The organism is Longimonas sp. (genome assembly GCF_040409695.1).
Classification (GTDB): Bacteria; Bacteroidota; Rhodothermia; order Rhodothermales; family Salinibacteraceae; genus Longimonas.
In genome coordinates, this window is sequence record NZ_JARWGJ010000024.1 from 1 (window position 1) to 17,698 (window position 17,698).

11 protein-coding genes and 1 tRNA gene are annotated in these 17,698 nt (G+C 57.1%); 3 read left to right on the forward strand and 9 right to left on the reverse strand.

Annotation, left to right across the window (positions count from 1 at the left end; all coding sequences use genetic code 11):
- Positions 1 to 314 precede the first annotated feature (314 nt).
- Positions 315 to 1,409, reverse strand: a complete 1,095-nt coding sequence (locus PPP56_RS01230; protein ID WP_353561960.1) for a vWA domain-containing protein — start codon at positions 1,407 to 1,409, stop codon at positions 315 to 317.
- Positions 1,410 to 1,645: 236 nt separating this feature from the next.
- Positions 1,646 to 2,854 (reverse strand): DUF1015 domain-containing protein, encoded by a 1,209-nt coding sequence (locus tag PPP56_RS01235; protein ID WP_353561962.1) that lies wholly within the window; start codon positions 2,852 to 2,854, stop codon positions 1,646 to 1,648.
- 210 nt (positions 2,855 to 3,064) lie between these two features.
- On the opposite strand from PPP56_RS01235, the gene PPP56_RS01240 reads away from it, so the two are divergent.
- Positions 3,065 to 3,138: transfer RNA gene (locus tag PPP56_RS01240), tRNA-Met, on the forward strand.
- A gap of 259 nt (positions 3,139 to 3,397) precedes the next feature.
- On the opposite strand, the gene PPP56_RS01245 is transcribed toward PPP56_RS01240, so the two are convergent.
- Positions 3,398 to 3,604 carry a hypothetical protein gene (locus tag PPP56_RS01245; protein WP_353561964.1) on the reverse strand — a complete coding sequence of 69 codons (207 nt, stop codon included), beginning with the start codon at positions 3,602 to 3,604 and terminating at the stop codon, positions 3,398 to 3,400.
- A gap of 242 nt (positions 3,605 to 3,846) precedes the next feature.
- Here PPP56_RS01245 and PPP56_RS01250 point away from each other — a divergent pair, with 242 nt between their 5' ends.
- Complete coding sequence (locus PPP56_RS01250) at positions 3,847 to 4,458, forward strand: DinB family protein (RefSeq protein WP_353561966.1); 612 nt, start codon at positions 3,847 to 3,849, stop codon at positions 4,456 to 4,458.
- An 88-nt stretch (positions 4,459 to 4,546) separates the two neighbouring features.
- Here PPP56_RS01250 and PPP56_RS01255 read toward each other — a convergent pair whose 3' ends face one another.
- The 3 genes from PPP56_RS01255 to secA form a co-directional block, all read right to left on the reverse strand.
- Positions 4,547 to 5,986 (reverse strand): phosphoglucomutase/phosphomannomutase family protein, encoded by a 1,440-nt coding sequence (locus PPP56_RS01255; protein WP_353561968.1) that lies wholly within the window; start codon positions 5,984 to 5,986, stop codon positions 4,547 to 4,549.
- A gap of 331 nt (positions 5,987 to 6,317) precedes the next feature.
- Positions 6,318 to 8,027 carry a DNA repair protein RecN gene (gene recN / locus PPP56_RS01260; RefSeq protein ID WP_353561970.1) on the reverse strand — a complete coding sequence of 570 codons (1,710 nt, stop codon included), beginning with the start codon at positions 8,025 to 8,027 and terminating at the stop codon, positions 6,318 to 6,320.
- A gap of 278 nt (positions 8,028 to 8,305) precedes the next feature.
- Positions 8,306 to 11,803 (reverse strand): preprotein translocase subunit SecA, encoded by a 3,498-nt coding sequence (secA, locus tag PPP56_RS01265; RefSeq protein WP_353561972.1) that lies wholly within the window; start codon positions 11,801 to 11,803, stop codon positions 8,306 to 8,308.
- 475 nt (positions 11,804 to 12,278) lie between these two features.
- Between secA and porQ the strand changes: the two genes are divergently transcribed.
- Positions 12,279 to 13,274 carry a type IX secretion system protein PorQ gene (porQ, locus tag PPP56_RS01270; RefSeq protein WP_353561974.1) on the forward strand — a complete coding sequence of 332 codons (996 nt, stop codon included), beginning with the start codon at positions 12,279 to 12,281 and terminating at the stop codon, positions 13,272 to 13,274.
- Between the two features lie 308 nt (positions 13,275 to 13,582).
- On the opposite strand, the gene PPP56_RS01275 is transcribed toward porQ, so the two are convergent.
- The 3 genes from PPP56_RS01275 to pth all read right to left on the reverse strand — a co-directional run bounded on the left by PPP56_RS01275 (position 13,583) and on the right by pth (position 17,494).
- The gene (locus PPP56_RS01275) at positions 13,583 to 14,527 is read right to left on the reverse strand and encodes a tyrosine-type recombinase/integrase (RefSeq protein WP_353561976.1); all 945 of its coding nucleotides are present in this window, start codon (positions 14,525 to 14,527) and stop codon (positions 13,583 to 13,585) included.
- Positions 14,528 to 14,768: 241 nt separating this feature from the next.
- Positions 14,769 to 16,601, reverse strand: coding sequence for a 2-oxoglutarate dehydrogenase, E2 component, dihydrolipoamide succinyltransferase (gene sucB, locus PPP56_RS01280; protein WP_353561978.1), 1,833 nt, complete (start codon positions 16,599 to 16,601; stop codon positions 14,769 to 14,771).
- Between the two features lie 314 nt (positions 16,602 to 16,915).
- Positions 16,916 to 17,494 carry an aminoacyl-tRNA hydrolase gene (gene pth / locus PPP56_RS01285; protein WP_353561980.1) on the reverse strand — a complete coding sequence of 193 codons (579 nt, stop codon included), beginning with the start codon at positions 17,492 to 17,494 and terminating at the stop codon, positions 16,916 to 16,918.
- Positions 17,495 to 17,698 lie beyond the last annotated feature (204 nt).

Below are 17,698 nucleotides of genomic sequence, written 5' to 3' on the forward strand. Positions count from 1 at the left end.
CACGTCCGCGACATGGATGATGATTACTACGTGTACGATGAAGACACGTACACCATGCGTGGCAAGAACAAGGGAACGACCTACCGACCAGGCGACACGGTCCATGTTCGCATCGTAAGCGCCAATATAGACAAGCGTGAGATCGACCTGTGGCTTGTTGACGGTGAATAGGCCCTTCCTCATGTACGGAAGCAAACCAAAAAGAGCAGCCGAGGCGCTTCCAATATGGAAGACCTCGGCTGCTCTTTTTGTGGCCTCTCGTACACGATGCCAGTAATGCACGTGAGGCTTCGCCATGTAGGCTGTGCTACGCTTTAACGCAGAATGAAGGTGCCCGAGGTAGAGGGCTCTGGCACTCCAAAGAGGAAGTCGCCTTCCACTGTTGATCCGCCCGAAGTAATGCGCAGAGTGCCTTCCAGACGCTGGATGCCTTGGTTACGGATCTCATCAAGGCCCGACTCAACCTGCACTGCGAAGGACAGCGATCCTTGCGACGTACCCGTTGCAAAACCCGTGAACGCGCCTGCAAAGGCCGACTCTACGTCGTCGTCGGGCACTCCGATGTATGTACCGCCCGTGCAGTCAGAAATGTAGCGCATGTTCTCCACAGCGCTGCTGTTTGCCATGTTTGATACGTCGGAGGCCGGGCCAAACCCAACACCGAAAATCGGCGAGTTTTTGCGGTTTGCGTCGTTGCAAACGCTGTCGCGGGGCACAATGCCTCCGTTAGGGGCGCCATCGCCAAGCAGCACAATGGCTTTCTCAAACTGGTTATTGGGACGCTGATCTTCGGAGTAGATAAGCAACTCAGCAAGCGACTCCCACATGGGAGTGCCTCCAGAAGCCGTCGCGTTATCAACCGCATTACGGAGTGCGTCGGTATCATTCGTTAGATCTTGGAAGACCCGCGTGAAGGAGAAGTCAGGAGCCTGGTTAGCACCCGGGAACTCGTACACGCCCGATTCAAAGGGGACATTAATGGTTTCCAGCTCGTCGTAAAACGCCTTCGCGGCATCGACACGGTTACGGTCGGGATCTGTCCACGACATGCTACCGCTTCCATCAAGGTTGACCGGAACGACCAGGTCGTTGCCTGAGGGGCGACGTACCCGCTCTACCTCAACGCTGGCGACAATGTCGATGCTCTGCTCCAGTTCAACCGAAGCCTGGTTGGATGCAGGGCGCAATTCAACCTCAGCCTGAATGTTCTCGTTCAGGATTGCAGATCCTTCTACGTCAAGCGGAGTGGCCGAAAGCCCAAAGCGCCCGGTGTTCAGGAAGTCAGCGTCTACCTCTGTTCCTATAACAATTACCTCACTGGCTTCGGGATCATCATCGCTCGACCCAAAAAGGTCGCATCCCGTGAATACCAGTGCCAGAGCAAGGGTTGCGAGCGAAAGTCGTATCATCTGTTGTACGTGTGTTCGCATAGTTTTGTACGGTCTTGTGCAAAATAGGGTGTAGCTGTGCGTGGACGCCTCGATGTGCGATACGAGCACAGCTCTTTTGGTTGCTCACCCCTACATGCGACATAATTCAAACAATTAGGACATCGACCCTTTCGCCGCTATCAAACCCGCTGGAAGTTTCTTCGAGTGCGCGTCGTTCGCAGTGGCTGATTAGATGACATCTAATCAGATGATGCTTAAAACGTGTGCACGAGCATGCCGCTGATGAGCTTCGGCTCGAACCAGGTAGACTTGGGAGGCATCAGGTCGCCGTCGTCTGACACGGCTGCCAGTTCCTCAATGGCGGTTGGGTACATCGAGATCGCGATCTCTTCTTCGCCTCCATCAACCTTTTTCTTGAGCGCCTGTGCCCCTGCAATGCCGCCGACGTACCCCAGGCGGTCATCACTTCGCGGATTGGTGACATTGAGAATGGGGGCCAGCACCCCCTTGGTCAACCGGGTTACATCGAGGGTATCAACGGTACGCGGCCCTGCTGCTCTGGGAAGCGTGAGGTCATGCCACTCACCCCGCGCATAAATGCAGACGTGTCCCTTCTGGCGCGGCGTATCGTACGGGACGCTTCGCTCCAGGGTATATCGATCTGCAAGGCGATCCAGAAATGTGCCAGGGTCAACACCCAGCCCCGACAAGACGCGATTATAGGCCATGATGTGCATATCGCGCATCGGAAACAGCACAGCGGGAAAAACATGCGCCTCCGGACGATCGGTGCTGCTGGCTGCATATGATTGCGCAACACGACTTGCAGCTTTGCAGCGATGGTGGCCGTCTGCAATGTAAAGCCGGTTGACATCGGCAAAAGCCTGCTTCCACGTCTCGGGAGTCTCTACACGCCAGAGTGTATGCTGCGTGTCTCCATCTTGAAAATCGTACAGCGGTTCCCGTTCAACGGTCTTGTTCACCAACGCATCCACCGACCCGCGCCCTTCGTAGGTAAGCATGACCGGCTCGGCATGGGCTTGCTGCAGTTCCATATGACGCGCACGGTCGTGCACCTTATCCGGGCGGGTCTCCTCATGCTTTACAATGACTCCCTCGTCATAGTCTTGGACCGATACACACCCAAAAATACCGGTCTGCATGCGCGTGCCTGTATCGACACGATACACATACAGCGCAGGAGCCGCCTCGCGTACTGTATAGTCCGCCTCGATAAACCCCTTCATGTTAGCGGCACCACGCTGATAGACTTCTGGGGCGTGCGGATCGTCGGTGTCAGGTAGTTCTACCTCGGGACGTATGACGCGGAAGAACGACCGGGAGCGCCCCAAAGCAAGCTGGCGCGCCTCCTGGGTGCTCACCACATCGTACGGCGCAGAACAAACCTCAGTGATTGCATCAGGAGTGGGACGTACAGCGCGGAACGGGTGCAGGTCGGCCATGCGGAAGCAGCGTAGAAAACAGGAAGAACATAGACAGATGCAGGGTAGCCAATGCACACGGAAAATGCACTTGCGTAATCGTTTTTTCGTGCATGCTACAGATTTATGCAAAAGAGATATGAATCGTGACTTGCAAGAGAACAAAGTCGTCTACCCCATGTCTACTACTACGCTGCAGCAAAGGAAACGGCGCGCAGCCTACTTAATGATCGCGGGGTAGAGCAGTTTGGTAGCTCATCGGGCTCATAACCCGAAGGTCGCAGGTTCGAATCCTGCCCCCGCTACTACAGGGCGGTCGGTTCGCAAAGCGAGCCGACCGCTTTTGCGTTTGCACGCAATACCTTTCTTTTTGTCTCATCCAACTCTTTGTGTATCAAACACATGTCTGCTCTCTGACGAGGTACGGAGCATTACCGATGTGTTCGGTACTATGCTATACTATGCTATGCAGGAAGCTGCGAAAAGCAGAGCTCTTGAAGATGAGGTGCCACGATGTACAGCCCCCTGATAAGTGGGGGTAGAGATTGCACATACCCCGTGTCTCTATTTTGACCATGTTGCGGCGTTGTACGCTGAATAGATGTGGACAATCCACCCGAATGTGCCAAGGGAAAGCGCCCAGACGACAGCCGCAAGCACAAAGTGCACTGCGGCAGCAATCAGGCGACCCTGAACCAGCTGGCCCAGTCCAGCAATGAGCACACTGGCCAGCGCAGCGATGACATTTCCTCCTGATCCTTGTTCAGCCATAAGAGAAGTTTATTGGATGTCTCAAGATAGTGGGGTTGCTTCTGTTGTATACTCTTAAACAACCTATAACGTAGCCTGCAAAGAAGCGAACCGGCGTATCTTGTGGATGAGTAGCAGCTTTTTTTAGATTAAACCCGGATCTCTGCACACGATCTTCGATTATAGTACACGATTTCGGTGAAGATAACATGCACCGACCGAAGTCGACGTGCATTGAATGTTTGTTGTTTTATTGTAGACCCATGGTTCCCTATTCAAGTGATCCGGCTATTATTATGTCGGACGAGTACAGCATGCTGCGTGGTTTTTACGACGCTGTAGAGGCGCTGCTCGATGCGCCCCATGACGTTCTTTTCAGCGTTCATGAAACGATCTCACAGTGGTCGGCTGCAGATCATCTGTATCATATTCTTTTATCGAACAGCAAGTCGCTCAAGGCAGCGCGCATGGCGGCGCTCGACCGAGGGCCTACTGTGCATGAGGGAGAACCGAACGCAATCGGTGCCCGGGTGCTGCACGAAGGCTCGTTTGGCGATATAGAGGCCGAGGCCCCAGACTCTGTATCGCCTCCTTGCGACCTGCAGCGCAGCAGGCTGCGTGAGATGTATGAAGCCAGTCGAGCACAGTTTGACGCATTGAAAACCTATGTCCCCCACCTTTCGGACGGAAGCGCCCGGATCCCTCACCCGGCATTTGGCCCCCTTAAAGCATCGGAGTGGCTACGCTTTGCCCGAGTTCATTCAAGTCACCACCAAGAGATCATTCAAAACGTATTGAATGCTGCACGTACGCAAGATGCCACCCGGCGTCCCACCACCAATGCAGGGACTGCCGGCGTACCTGCCCCTGCCTGAAGCGACCTCACCGGCGGCCCTCCGGCGAACAAAGCAATACAAGATAATTCCTCGGCTCTGGTGCCGCTCCGGTGAGGCCCTCATTGAGCTAAGCAGCGTCGTTTAGACCGAGCTGGCGGCTCGCGTCTTTCACGAGGCCACGCGCTGCCTCGTACGTGCTAGCCTCTGAATAGACGCGCAGTACAGGCTCTGTACCGGAAGGACGGATAAGCAGCCATCCTTCGCTTGTCATGTGTTTGAACCCATCAAGCGTCTGAAGCTCCGTCACCGGATAGCCGCTTATGGTGTCAAGGCCCCCGTCGTCTGAGAGTCGCTTCAGCGCCGCCTGCTTCTGTGCATCGGTGATGTGCAGATCGTCACGGTAGGTATGATGAGCGCCAAACTCGTCGTACAGCTCTTGCACAAGGGCTGAAAGCGTCTTACCACGCTTAACCATCATTTCCACCATCAACAGCCCGATATAGGCTCCATCGCGCTCGGGAATGTGTCCTTCTGCCGCAATTCCGCCCGACTCTTCGCCTCCAACCAGCACATGCCCCGCAGCCATCTTGGACGCGATGTGTTTGAATCCAATTGGGGTTGTTTCTATCTCGAGCCCGTACGCATTCGCTATCTTATCTAACATATGCGTCGTTGAAAACGTCTTGACGACCGTTCCACGGAGTCCCCGTTCCTGATGAAGATACTTAACCAGGAGCGAGAGGATAAGATGGGAGCTGACATACGCTCCCTGTTCGTCGAACATGCCAATGCGATCGGCGTCGCCATCATTGGCAAGTCCTACATCCAGGTTGTGTGTCTTCACGAGGTTGGCGAGGGGGGCCAGATTCCGTTCGATCGGCTCTGGAGCCACACCGTGGAATCCGGGATTTACTTCGTGGCGTATGGTCGTTACCTGCTCATCGCCAAGCAGTCCCGTAATAAGCCCCTGCCCTGCTCCGTACATCGGATCGTGCCCAATGCGCAGTCCCGACTGCTTGATCGCTTCGATATCGAGCACCTCACGGAGCGCATCCAAGTACCGGTCTCGCAGGTTGATGAGCGCAACCTGTCCGCTATCGAGATACGTGTCGAGTGCAGGGAGCGTGTCCGGCACTTCAACTGAGGGAATGCGTGCCTCAACATCTTTGACCATCTCAGGCGGCGCCGGCCCCCCAAAGTCGGCTTTGAGTTTAAACCCGTTGTACGTTGGCGGATTATGGCTTGCTGTGATCGCTATGCCAGCATCGGCCCCAACAGCGAGCGTTCCCCAACTGATAGCAGGTGTAGCAGCAAAGCTATTTGCGAGATGCACCTGTACACCCGCCTGCGCTAAGCGCCGAGCGACGCGCCCCGCAAACGCATCCCCCATAAACCGTGTGTCATGTCCGATCATAACGGCGGCATCGGAGCCGTACGCGTCCAGCACCCATTGGGCTGCAGCACAGGCTACACGATCAAGATTCTCAAAGGTGTACGCATCTGCAATGATTGCACGCCAGCCGTCGGTACCAAAGGTAATTGGTCTGTTAATTGGTTTATTTGCCATAATCTGCGCAGTTGGTTAGCGAGGGTAGGTGCAAGAAAAGAAGGGTTGGGCTGTGCGGTTCTGGCTACGACGGTACGTGTGCATCACAATGGGAATGGGATACTTGCAATGAGACACTTGTCGCTCCTTTACAGGTCTCGTCGCCTAACAGCATTGGCTCAACATATGACAGCTCAGGCTCAAACGCCATATCTACTGTCATGTATACTATTAAAAAACAAGAAGGCATCAGAATTGTCATGTGCTCTGGCAACACAGATATGGGGCACTGCCTCGTGGTCTCTTGTGGTCTACCTGGCCGCGGATCTTTCCAGACCTACCTATTCCACATCTATCCGTCGGGGCGCGCCTGCATGAGCTCGCGGGCGTTCGTTAGCGCAGCATCGGTCACGTCGGTTCCGCTGATGAGCGAGGCGACCTGTTCCGCCTGTTCTTCGTCGCTCAGACGGACGATCGTGCTGCGCGTTCGCTCGTCCACTACCTCTTTCTCGACACGAAAGTGGACATCCCCCAATGCCGCGATCTGTGGGAGGTGCGTAATGGTAATGATCTGGTGGTAGCGTGCCAGGTTGTACATGCTCTTTCCTACGCGACGTGCCATGCTTCCAGAGATACCGGTGTCGATCTCATCAAACACCAGAATGGGGAGACGCTCACTCTTTGCCAGAATCGTTTTTAGCGCCAGCATAATACGGCTGATTTCGCCTCCGGAGGCCACCTGTACCAGGGGTTTAGGGTCTACGCCTACGTTAGTTGAAATGTAGAACTCTACCTGATCGACTCCATGCTTAAACGCTCTATATCGGGTCTCGTCAAGCTGTACCCAGCCCTCCGCATCTGGCGTGCGTGTAAACCGGACCTCGAATTGGCTGTCGGGCATTCCGAGCGTGCTCAGCTCGCGTTCGACCGCGCGTTCGACCCGTGCAGCCACCTCGCGGCGCTTTACAGAGAGCCGTTGTGCGGCGTCTGAGAGGCGTGCCTGGGCCTCCTCAATCTGTTCGTCGAGTCGCTCCAGGGCCCCCGAGAAATCGTTCGCCAGCGCGTACTTTTCCCCGATCTCCTTGCGGTGCTTGAGGACCGCTTCGAGCGTGCCGCCGTACTTGCGCTTTAGCCGCTCCAGCTCACCGATGCGCTCGCGAATATTCTGCAAGCGATCGGGGTCAAACTCAACGTGGGCGTTGTAGTCCTGTAAAAAGCTGGCTAACTCGCTGATAATGATCTGAGCCGACTTGATCTCGTCGAGCTGCTCATCGAAAGCACTGTCAATGCGCGCCAGATCTTGCAGTTCGTTACGCGCTACGACAATCTTATCATGCACCGCGTGCTCATCGGTATAGAGCATGTCGTAGAGGCGCGAGGTAGATGCGTACAGGTGTTCGGCATTCTCCAGAACACGCCGTTCTGCTTTGAGCTCTTCCTCTTCTCCAGACTGTGGGTCAACCGCGTCAATCTCTTCGATCTGGAATTCGTACAGCTCGCGTTGCTGACTCAGTTCGCGTTTGCGCTCTGCAAGTTCTGTACGTTCCCGGACGAGATTCGATACCTTCTGGTGGCGTTCACGATACTGATCGATAAGCCCGCCCAGCCCGCCAAAGCCGTCAACCATTTCGAGATGAGTATCGACGTTCAGCAACGACTGATGCTCATGCTGCCCGTGCAGGTCGATAAGTTCAGCAGATACGGCTCGCATCACGTCGAGTGTTGCTGGCGTGTCGTTGATGAATGCACGGCTGCCGTAGTCCGTGAGCTGGCGTCGCAGTATGATGCGAGGCAGCGGCTCAATATCGATTTCGTTATCGCTGAGCAGCGTACGGATCGGGGCCGTATCCGCCTCATCGAAGACGCCTTCGATTATTGCTTTTTTGGATCCGCCGCGGAGACGGTCTGTGGAGGCACGGTCGCCAAGAATCATACTGAGCGCGCCCATCAGAATGGACTTCCCTGCACCTGTTTCTCCCGTAATAATGTTTAGCCCGCTATCGAAAGTAACCTCCAGTTCTTCGATGAGGGCGTAATCCTTGACGTATAAGGACCGGAGCATAAAATCAGAACGTTGGTCAAGAACCGTGCTGGCACGTGCTGCAAATACGTCTTGTACAGACCAAACCACATCCAGTCTTTGCACAGCGGGCCGGTTGCAGACCTGCAGAGCGTCGCAAGAACGACACCCATTAAGAGGCGTCCACCGGTCTCCCACTCGGCAGGATGTGCGTGTAGATACAGTACGTGTACATACAGTTTACAACACAAGTACCCTACAACACAAGATATTAATCCATCACGTTGACCAGCGCGTTGCTCCGCGTCCGCACGTGCGCTCTATGAGATCATTGACCATCCCTTCTTAATCTTCTTCTTGGCGTATTTGTACTTCATCTCTGCGGTCTCGCCCGTGCTGTTGTTGCGGATTTTGACCACGTCGTTGCGCCCGGGCTCGTCAGCAACGGTGACGGGAGCCTGCTTATCAACAGAAGGATCGCGTTCGGCAGCGCTGTCGCTCCCCTGTCCGGCTTTAACGCCATACGAGGGTTCGGCGGAGTCGTGCTGCGTTTTTGCGCGGCGGCGGTCGAGACGACTCTGCGGCTCGCTCGCACCGCTCTGCGGGGTGCCATCGTCGACAATGGGTCCGGAGCGGAAGGCCAGCGATACAACATCTTTGCCGATCTCTTCCATCATATCAGCAAAAAGGTCGAAGGCCTCCATCTTGTACTCCACAACGGGATCTTTACGCCCGTAGGAGCGCAGCCCGATACCTTCCTTGAGCTCGTCAAGCTCGCGCAGGTGCTCCGTCCATTTGCTGTCGATCGTGGAAAGCATGGCGGTACGCTCAAGCGCATCGTTGATCTCTTCGCCGTCTGTGTCAAGCGCATCTTCGACATCAGCAACAGCGCGCAGCAGGCGCTGTCCGTCGGTAAAGTCGACATACACCTGGTTAGGCGTATCTTCACCGCGCTCCTCTTTCAGTGCTTTCAAACGGTTGTAGAACGGGGTAGCCAGCGCCTGTCGCTTCTGCTGGTAGTGTTCGCTCGCTTCTTCGAAGACGCGCATTGCAACGCCATCTTCGCCCAGCATCACGAAGGTTTCGCGGTCGATCTCAAAGTCGAAGGCAAGCACACGGAGTAGCTCCTCGCGCAGCCCGGCGATATTCCCTTCGCCGTAGTACTGCTCCACAATGGCCTCGCTAAGCTCATAGAGCATTGAGAGCATCTGCCCGTGAAAGCGGTCGCCGGTGAGCGCCTGGCGACGGCGTTTGTAGATGACCTCACGTTGTGCGTTCAGCACGTCATCGTACTCCAGCTGACGCTTACGAATCGCGTAGTTGTTCTGCTCGACCTTGCTCTGTGCCCGCTTGATGCTCTTGTTGATCCACGGGTGCGTGATCACAGCCCCCTCTTCAAGGTTCATACGGTCCATGACCTTGGCCACGCGGTCGGAGCCAAACATGCGCATCAGGTCGTCTTCGAGCGAGACGTAAAACTGGCTCTCTCCCGGATCGCCCTGGCGCCCAGAACGGCCACGCAGCTGCAAGTCGATGCGACGGCTTTCGTGGCGCTCCGAGCCTATAATGGCGAGTCCGCCCAGATCACGCACCTCGTCTGATATCTTAATGTCGGTACCACGGCCCGCCATGTTGGTCGCAATGGTGATTGCGCCTTTCTGCCCGGCCTCGGCAACGATCTGCGACTCTTGCTTGGCCCGATCCTGCTTGGCGTTCAGCACGTTATGACGCAGTCCCTGGCGCTTCATCATGCGGCTGATCTGCTCCGACACCTCAACCGAAGCAGTACCAACCAGCACGGGCTGGCCTTTCTCGTTGTATTCTTTGACTTTATCGATGACTGCGTTGTACTTCTCGCGTCGGGTCCGAAAGACCAGGTCATCTTTGTCGTCGCGGCGAATGGGCTCGTTCGTCGGTACAACGATAACCTCCAGGTCGTAGATCTCGCCAAACTCCTCGGCCTCGGTCTCAGCCGTACCCGTCATGCCTGAGAGCTTGTCATACATGCGGAAGTAGTTCTGCAGCGTAACCGACGCGTACGTCTGCGTGGCTGACTGCACCTCAACCTCTTCTTTTGCCTCAATCGCCTGGTGCAACCCCTGCGAGTAGCGGCGTCCGTCAAGCACACGACCGGTGTGCTCATCCACAATCTGCACCTTGTCATCTTGCACGATATACTCCATGTCGCGCTCGTACAGCGTAAACGCCTTCAGAAGCTGCTCAATGGCGTGCAGCACCTCGGCACGTTCGGAGTACGTGTTGTAGAGCTCACGTTTTTTCTCCTGCAGCTCGGTCTGCATATCCTGCTTCTTGCTCACGAGCTGTTTGTCACGCTTCTCGCTCGATAGGTCGGTGCGGCTACGCATCTCTTCTTCCAGCTTGCGCACGCGCTCGTCGTGGGCGTCTTCGAGCTCGGCGATTTCTTCGCCGATCACGGGAAGAACAAAGAGGTCCTCTGTTTCCCCCATGATTTTCGCGATGTACTGCCGCCCTTTGGCTGTAAGCTCTACGCTGCGCTGCTTCTCATCAAGCGCGAAATAGAGCTCCTGATCTACGAAGGGCATATTCTTCGCGTTCTCCTGCAGGTAGAAGTACTCCGTCTTCTGGCGGAGTCGCTCCACGCCTTGCTCTTGCAGCAGCGACTGCAGATCGTCGAGGCGGGGATACCCACGTGAGGCGCGAAGCAGCGCCAGCCCGGCGTCTTCTTCGAGCTCACGGGCCTCCTTTTTGTCGCCTGCCTCTTGGGCCTGGTCTCGTTTCTGCAGCAGGTCGCGTGCCTCGCGTGTGAGCTGTTTCACCAGCCGCTTCTGCGCGCTTACTACCTTTTCGACAGGATCACGCCATTCCTGATACTGGTCATTCTCTTGGTCGGGTACCGGACCACTAATGATAAGCGGGGTACGTGCCTCATCAATCAAGACCGAGTCGATCTCGTCGATGATGGCAAAGTGATGCCGGCGCTGCTGCAACTGGTCGGGACGCACCACAAACGAGTTGTCGCGCAGGTAGTCAAACCCAAACTCGTTGTTCGTGCCGTACGTGATGTCGGACTGGTAGGCCGCGCGGCGCTCCTGCGAGTGGGGCTTGTACCGGTCGATTACGTCTACCGTGAGGCCATGGTACTCGAAGAGCGGCTTCATCCACTCCGCATCGCGCTCTGCCAGATACGGGTTCACCGTAACCAGGTGGCAGCCGCGCTCTGCAAGCGCGTTCAAGTAGAGGGGCAAGATCGCAACCAGCGTTTTTCCTTCACCGGTTTTCATCTCCGCGATGTTGCCACGATGCAGCACTACGCCCCCCAGAAGCTGCACATCGTACGGCACCATGTCCCACTCAACCTTGGTACCACCAGCCTGCCAGGTTTCCCCCAGCATGCGGCGGCAGGTCTCTTTCATGACCGCAAACGCCTCAGGCAGAAGCGCGTCCATCTCTTCTTCTGTGATGGCAAGCCACTCCTCTTCGAGCTCATCCAGCTCGTCGTAGAGGTCTTCGCGCTCGTCAAGGGAGAGCGGCTCTCTGTCGAACTCAGACGATGCAGGCTGGCCATCTCCGCCAACGTCTGCCTCACGCATGAGCTCAGCAGTGGCTGCACTCGGCGCCTTGCGCAGGCGCTCATGGATTTCTTCTTGGCGGGCCTCAATGTCAGCAACGGCATCGCGTAGCTGTTTCTTGAAGGCCTCCGTTTTGCCACGCAGCTCCTCTTCGGTGAGGTCTTGAAGGCCATCATAGATTTCGTTGATCTCGTCAACGATCGGCCAGATTTTCTTTAGCTTGCGCTTGTTTGGATCGCCAAACAGGTTGGTTAGCCACTCAAACATAGAGGGGGAGGAAGAACGTAGGTACGTCAGCGAACAGTTCAGGAGACGCCGCAGAGGCCGTTACAGCCCTCGAAGGCGCCCCACACAAACAACGAGCGTTTCGCTCTCGGAAGCTCGTTTTGATTCCTGGTGTTAACTTCGGGCTTCCATCTGCTGTGCCGTGATGGCACGCAACCAACACCCGTCCGTTCCCCACAGGCCGGCCCTGCTATTCTTTGTTTTACATATGCTTTTTTTGTATGCCCCGCCTCAAGGCACTACGTTCCTTCCCCGAAAGGCAATGCATGCGATAGAATACGATAGATATAGAATGCACTGGTCTATGAAGCAGAGGCGGGCAACAGGGCGCCATCCTGCAAGTTATAGACACGCTGCCGTGGCTAAAGCCCCTCACAAGGTTCGGCCCTGCCTGTCTGCAGGCGCCCTGTATTTGCCCGTCCGCACCGCTTTGCCGTAATTTCTGCTTTGAGGCTGTATGTCTATTTCTCTCCGTGTCGTATGGATACTGCTCTGCGGACTGCTTGCAGGGGCCGGGAGTGGCGTGGGCACAGCCTATGCCCAGCTTGGAGGATCGCTTTCTGAGTTCGGGTTTCTGCGTCTCGATCCCTCTGCGCGGGGCGCCGCGCTGGGTAGTAGCCTGACTGCCGTTTCTGATGACGACGCTACGGCCTTCTACTACAACCCGGCCCTGGCCAGCACCGATTCGGGCGGACACCTACTGGCTTCGTACACCGATTTTATTGCCGACAGTCAGGTAGGTACCCTCGCGTACAGCTATCATGTCGAATCGGTGGCGACCGTCAGTGCCGGGGTGCGCTATGTGGACTGGGGTACGTTTGACGGGCGTGACGCGGCGGGCGTACCCACTGGTGACTTTCAGGCGCGCGACGTAGCTCTAACTGCTGGACTGGCTGCGCGCGCAACCGATCGCCTGCGGTACGGGGTCAATGTGCACCTTCTCTACTCGGCAATCGAGTCTGCCCGGGCCACCGCTGCAGCGGTTGACGCTGGCATGCATGCTCACTGGCCAGAACGTCAGTGGTCTGTCGCTACATCTGTACACCATGTGGGGCGTGCGTTCAGCAGCTTCGGCATCGAGCGTACTTCGCTCCCTTTCGACTGGCGCATCGGCGTAGCTAAGCAGCTCTCTCATGTGCCCGTGCAGCTATCGATTACAGGCTATGACCTGCACAACGCAGGCACCGTGCTTCCCGACGAGGGGACAGCCGGGCAGGCGTTGGCCCACCTCACCTTTGGCATAGAGGCCTATCTCGGCGATGTGCTCACGCTGCGCACAGGCTACAACCACCGCCGCAGCCGCGAACTCGTGCTGAACGACCGCCTCGACTGGGCGGGCTTCGGAGGCGGATTTGGTATCGCCGTTGGCCCCCTTCGTGCCGATTACGCGTACACGTCGTGGTCTTCGTTTGGCGGACTTCACCAGATTAGCCTGCAGCTGGGTCCGTCTTGAGAGGTGTCTTTCAACGAAGAGAGGGCGTTCAAAGACCCGTGATAATTATTCAGTGCGGCAGAGCGTGCGCATCCCTCTACCCACTAAGAACCTGTTTTGATTTCTTAATTTGGGCGCCCCAGGAGTACTTCCTCCCTGCGGTCGGGGCGCTGCGAGCGGCTCCGATGGGCTGCCCCTACAGGAAACCGAATTCACGTTGCCAGCTGGTCTTAACCGGTCAGACTTCGGTCCGTGGGGATGCGCAGGCGTTGTGCGGTCAGTTGTCCACCTCGCACAGGTGGTATGATGTGCCGCTTCTCATGCAGCTGCTACAGATCCATTTCGCGTAGCTCCTCCGGATCGCGCTTAAGAAGCCCTTGCTTCTTGTAATAGATCATGGTCGTGTCGAGTGTGCCGTGGCGCATGCGCTCTTTCACCTGCTCCAGAGGCATCCCGCGATTTAGCCAGATGAGTGCGGCGGTGTGCGTGAGGCTGTGGGGGGTGATGCCCGGGCGCTTGATCTCTGCTGCTTTCAGATGCTGGTTGATGCGGCCGCGGATCGATCGTGTTTTAAGACGCTTGCCTGCCGATCGGCGTCCGTGTGAGATAAAGAGCGGCGCATCGGGATGCGGGCGCTCGCGGGCTCGCACGTATGCTTCGATGCGCTCCAAAACAGGCGGGTCGAGCGGCACCTGCTCGTCTTTGACCGTGCGGCCTTTTCCCTGCACCCGCAGCACCGGCCCCATAAGCGTATGCTCGACATCGCCGACATCAGCCCGCACCAGCTCGATCTCGCTCATGCCCGCATAGAGCATACAGTAAACAATCGCCGTGTCGCGCTTATCAATGGGCGTGGTGCTGCCCAGCACGTCGAGGAGGGCCTCGATATCGGCTTCTGTGAGCACTTTGCGCGTGTGCGTGTCGGGGCGCCGGTTGCCTTTCACGGCCTTGGCCGGATTTATTTCGAGCCGGCCGGTGTCGACCAGGTACTGGCAGAGACGCCGCAGGGCTGTGAGGTACGTAGACACCGATACCTGGCTGAGATCACGCTCTTCGGCCAGGTACTGTTTGTACGCCCGGATGTCGTCTTCGGTAAACTGGAATCGCCCCTTCTGGCGGATGTACCACTTCTGAAAGGTGTTCAGCGAGCGGCGATACGTGCCAACCGTCTCGTCGCTTTTATCGCTCAGGTACTCGTTAAAGAAGATATCGAGATGGTGGCGCAGCTCGCGAAGCGATAGTTCGAGCGGGGCGTCGGAAGCATCAGGCGGCATAAGTGCAGCGGTCCAGGCAAAGCAGTAAACGCGGCAAGGTTGTATAGCACAAAGTCAACGCGCTACCGTCGTGATGGATGCATTATAAAATGCGTTGTGAGATGCACTACGGGATCCACCGCGCGCGGCGCCGCTCCCAAAAGCCTGGTACCACAAAAAAAGAACACCCGCCCTTTTATGAGAACGGGTGTTCCGCTGCTATAAAACTGCTATAGAGCTGTACAGAACGTTGACTGCTGCTTTACAGCTCATCGTCGGCCGAGTAGGATTCGAGCACTTCCACACAGCGATGCAGGAAGCTGGAACCGAGAGCGCCGTCGACGATGCGATGGTCGTAAGAGAGCGACAGGTACATCATGTGGCGCACAGCAATCACATCGCCCATGTCGGGATCTTCCACAACAACCGGGCGCTTTTTGATGGCGCCGGTAGCCAGAATCCCAACCTGTGGCTGGTTGATGACCGGCGTACCCATGAGCGAGCCCAGCGAGCCGATGTTGGTTACTGTGAAGGTGCCCCCTTGCAGTTCATCGGGCTGCAGCTGCTTCGAACGGGCGCGCTGTGCCGTATCGGCCATCTTGCGCGCGAGCCCAGACACGTTCAGGTCGCCTGCATTCCGAATCACCGGCGCGAGCAGTCCTTTCTTCCCGATGGCAACGGCAATGCCAATGTGGTAATCTTTCTTCTGTACGATCTTATCGCCCTCAACCGAGGCGTTGAGTGTCGGATGGTCGCGCAGCGCTTCAACAGCCGCCCGTACAAAGAACGGCGTGAACGTGAGCTTCGCGCCCTCCCGCTCCAGGAACGCCTCTTTGTGACGGTTGCGGAACTTGACGAGGCCTGTTACATCGGCCTCGGCAAAAGAGGTGACGTGGGCCGAGGTGGCTTTGGAGCGCACCATATGCTCGGCTGTGATCTTGCGCATCCGATCCATCTCGACCACTTCGATGCGGTCGCCATACTGCTGCTTCAGCTCCTCTTCGCTGGGGCCAGCCTCAACTTTGTAGACGCCGCGCTCCGGAGCAGACGACGCAGGGGCTCTGCGGGTTGGTGTGGGCTGAGCGGGAGCCGCCTCTTTAGCAGGTGCGCTGTCGCCCGATGTTGCTTCTTCGCGGGCGCCTTCAAGCTCACGCGACTCAAGGTAGCTGAGCACATCGTCTTTCGTTACGCGCCCCTCGCGTCCCGAGCCATCGATCGACTCCAGCTCGCTCATGCTGAGCCCTTCTGTTTCAGCGATAGAGCGCACCAGCGGCGAGAAGAACTGTCCGTCTTCACCGCGCCGCTGAATGGGCCGTCCGTCGTCTTCGACCGGCTCAGGCGGGCGTCCGTGGTCAGTCACCGGTTCGGGGCCGGTTTGGCGTGCAGAAGGCGCTGTGTCGCCTCCATCAGATACGCGTTCCGTATCCGGAGCGGATGTACTGGCCGAGCTTCCGTCGGAAGCACTGGCCTCAGCGCCAACTACGGCGATGACGGTGCCGACCTCAACGGTATCGCCTTCCTCAACGAGCCGCTCTTTGAGCACACCGGCTGCCGGCGAAGGCACTTCGGTGTCGACCTTGTCGGTGCCAATCTCAAGCAGCGTTTCGTCGAGGTCAATCGGATCGCCCACGTCTTTAAACCAGGCAATGATCGTCCCCTCAGTGATGCTCTCGCCCATCTTGGGCATGACGACCTCCACGTCTTCGGTATCTCCTTCGGGAGCACCGCTTGGTTCGTCGCCTCCAGCCTCTTCGGCAGGCGCCGAAGCAGGCGCGTCGGAGGTGGCAGCCTCCTCAGAAGCACCGGCCTCATCGGGCGCTTCGCCGGATGGGGCGGCATCGCCTGCGGCCTCGGCCTCCGTTTCAAGGCGGGCGATGATCGTGCCCACTTCAACGGTATCGCCTTCTTCAACCAGGATCTCGTCGAGCACACCGGCTGCCGGCGAGGGCACCTCGGTGTCGACCTTGTCGGTGCCAATCTCGAGCAGCGTTTCATCTTGCTCTACCTCATCGCCGGGCTGTTTATGCCAGACAATGACCGTACCTTCTGTAATACTCTCGCCCATCTTGGGCATCGAGACGTCTACCTTCGCCATATCGGAGTGCAGCTATTCAGCATCTGGGAGTCGATCAGGAGGGGCGTGCTTTGGCACAATGGAAGCGCTGCCATGCGGGGGCCGCGCGCTATGCTGCCATGCGCACCCTTTGTTTGGGTTGATTCTAATGTAGCAGACGCAGCGCCCACAAACAACGGGCACGCCGCTTTCTTGCAATGATTCAACAAAATATAGGATTGGCGCGGCATCATCCCGGCCTGTGCCTGCCCTAATTCTGCTGATTGCGGGCTGACTCCAACCTCCGCCCTACGCTGCCCGTACATTTGTACGGTTCTGGGGGATACGCAGCGTAGCTATCCGTTATAACGGTTCATCGCGGCATCGAGCCCCTTCGTGGCTGCACAGAGCGCAGCACTGCCCGCCCGAATGCGTGCCTCTTCGATCAAAGGCTGTTGCTGCGCGGAGAACGGACTGAGCACGTAGTTGGCCTGTTCGCCCCGTGCATACTTTTTTCCAATTCCGATACGCAGACGCGGAAAGTCGGTCGTGCCAATCTGCCTTGCAATATCCGACACGCCGTTGTGTCCGCCACTACTCCCTCCCGGACGCAGGCGAAGCTGCCCGGTGTCCAGGTGCAGATCGTCTACGATAACCAGAAGGGCTTGCGGAGTAAGCGCGAACCGGTCGATCAGCGCCTTCACAGCATGCCCGCTGCGATTCATGTACGTAAGCGGCTGAGCAAGAGCTATCTCCACGTCTTTGTGACGTGCCTGTCCTATACGAGCTGATGCTTCGGTCACTTTCTGCAGCGAAGCATCAAGACGCTCTGCCAGCAGGGCTACGACCTGCATTCCTACGTTGTGGCGCGTGTCGGTGTATTCTGGACCGGGATTACCGAGTCCAACAATCAGAAAATCAGGAGTGTGTGACATAGCACCGGTCGAAGTAGACTGGGGGCAAAGAACGTTAAGTAGGCCGACAAAAGTATCTTCGATCATGTCATTGCGAGGAGCGTTAGCGACGTGGCGCTGTGAGCGCAGCGAGGAAGTGCTTTTAGAGTGCGATCTTGTAGAGTGCGATCTTGTGCCCTGCAAGCGGGATGAATCCCTGCAAGTAACGCCTGAGATCGCACCCCA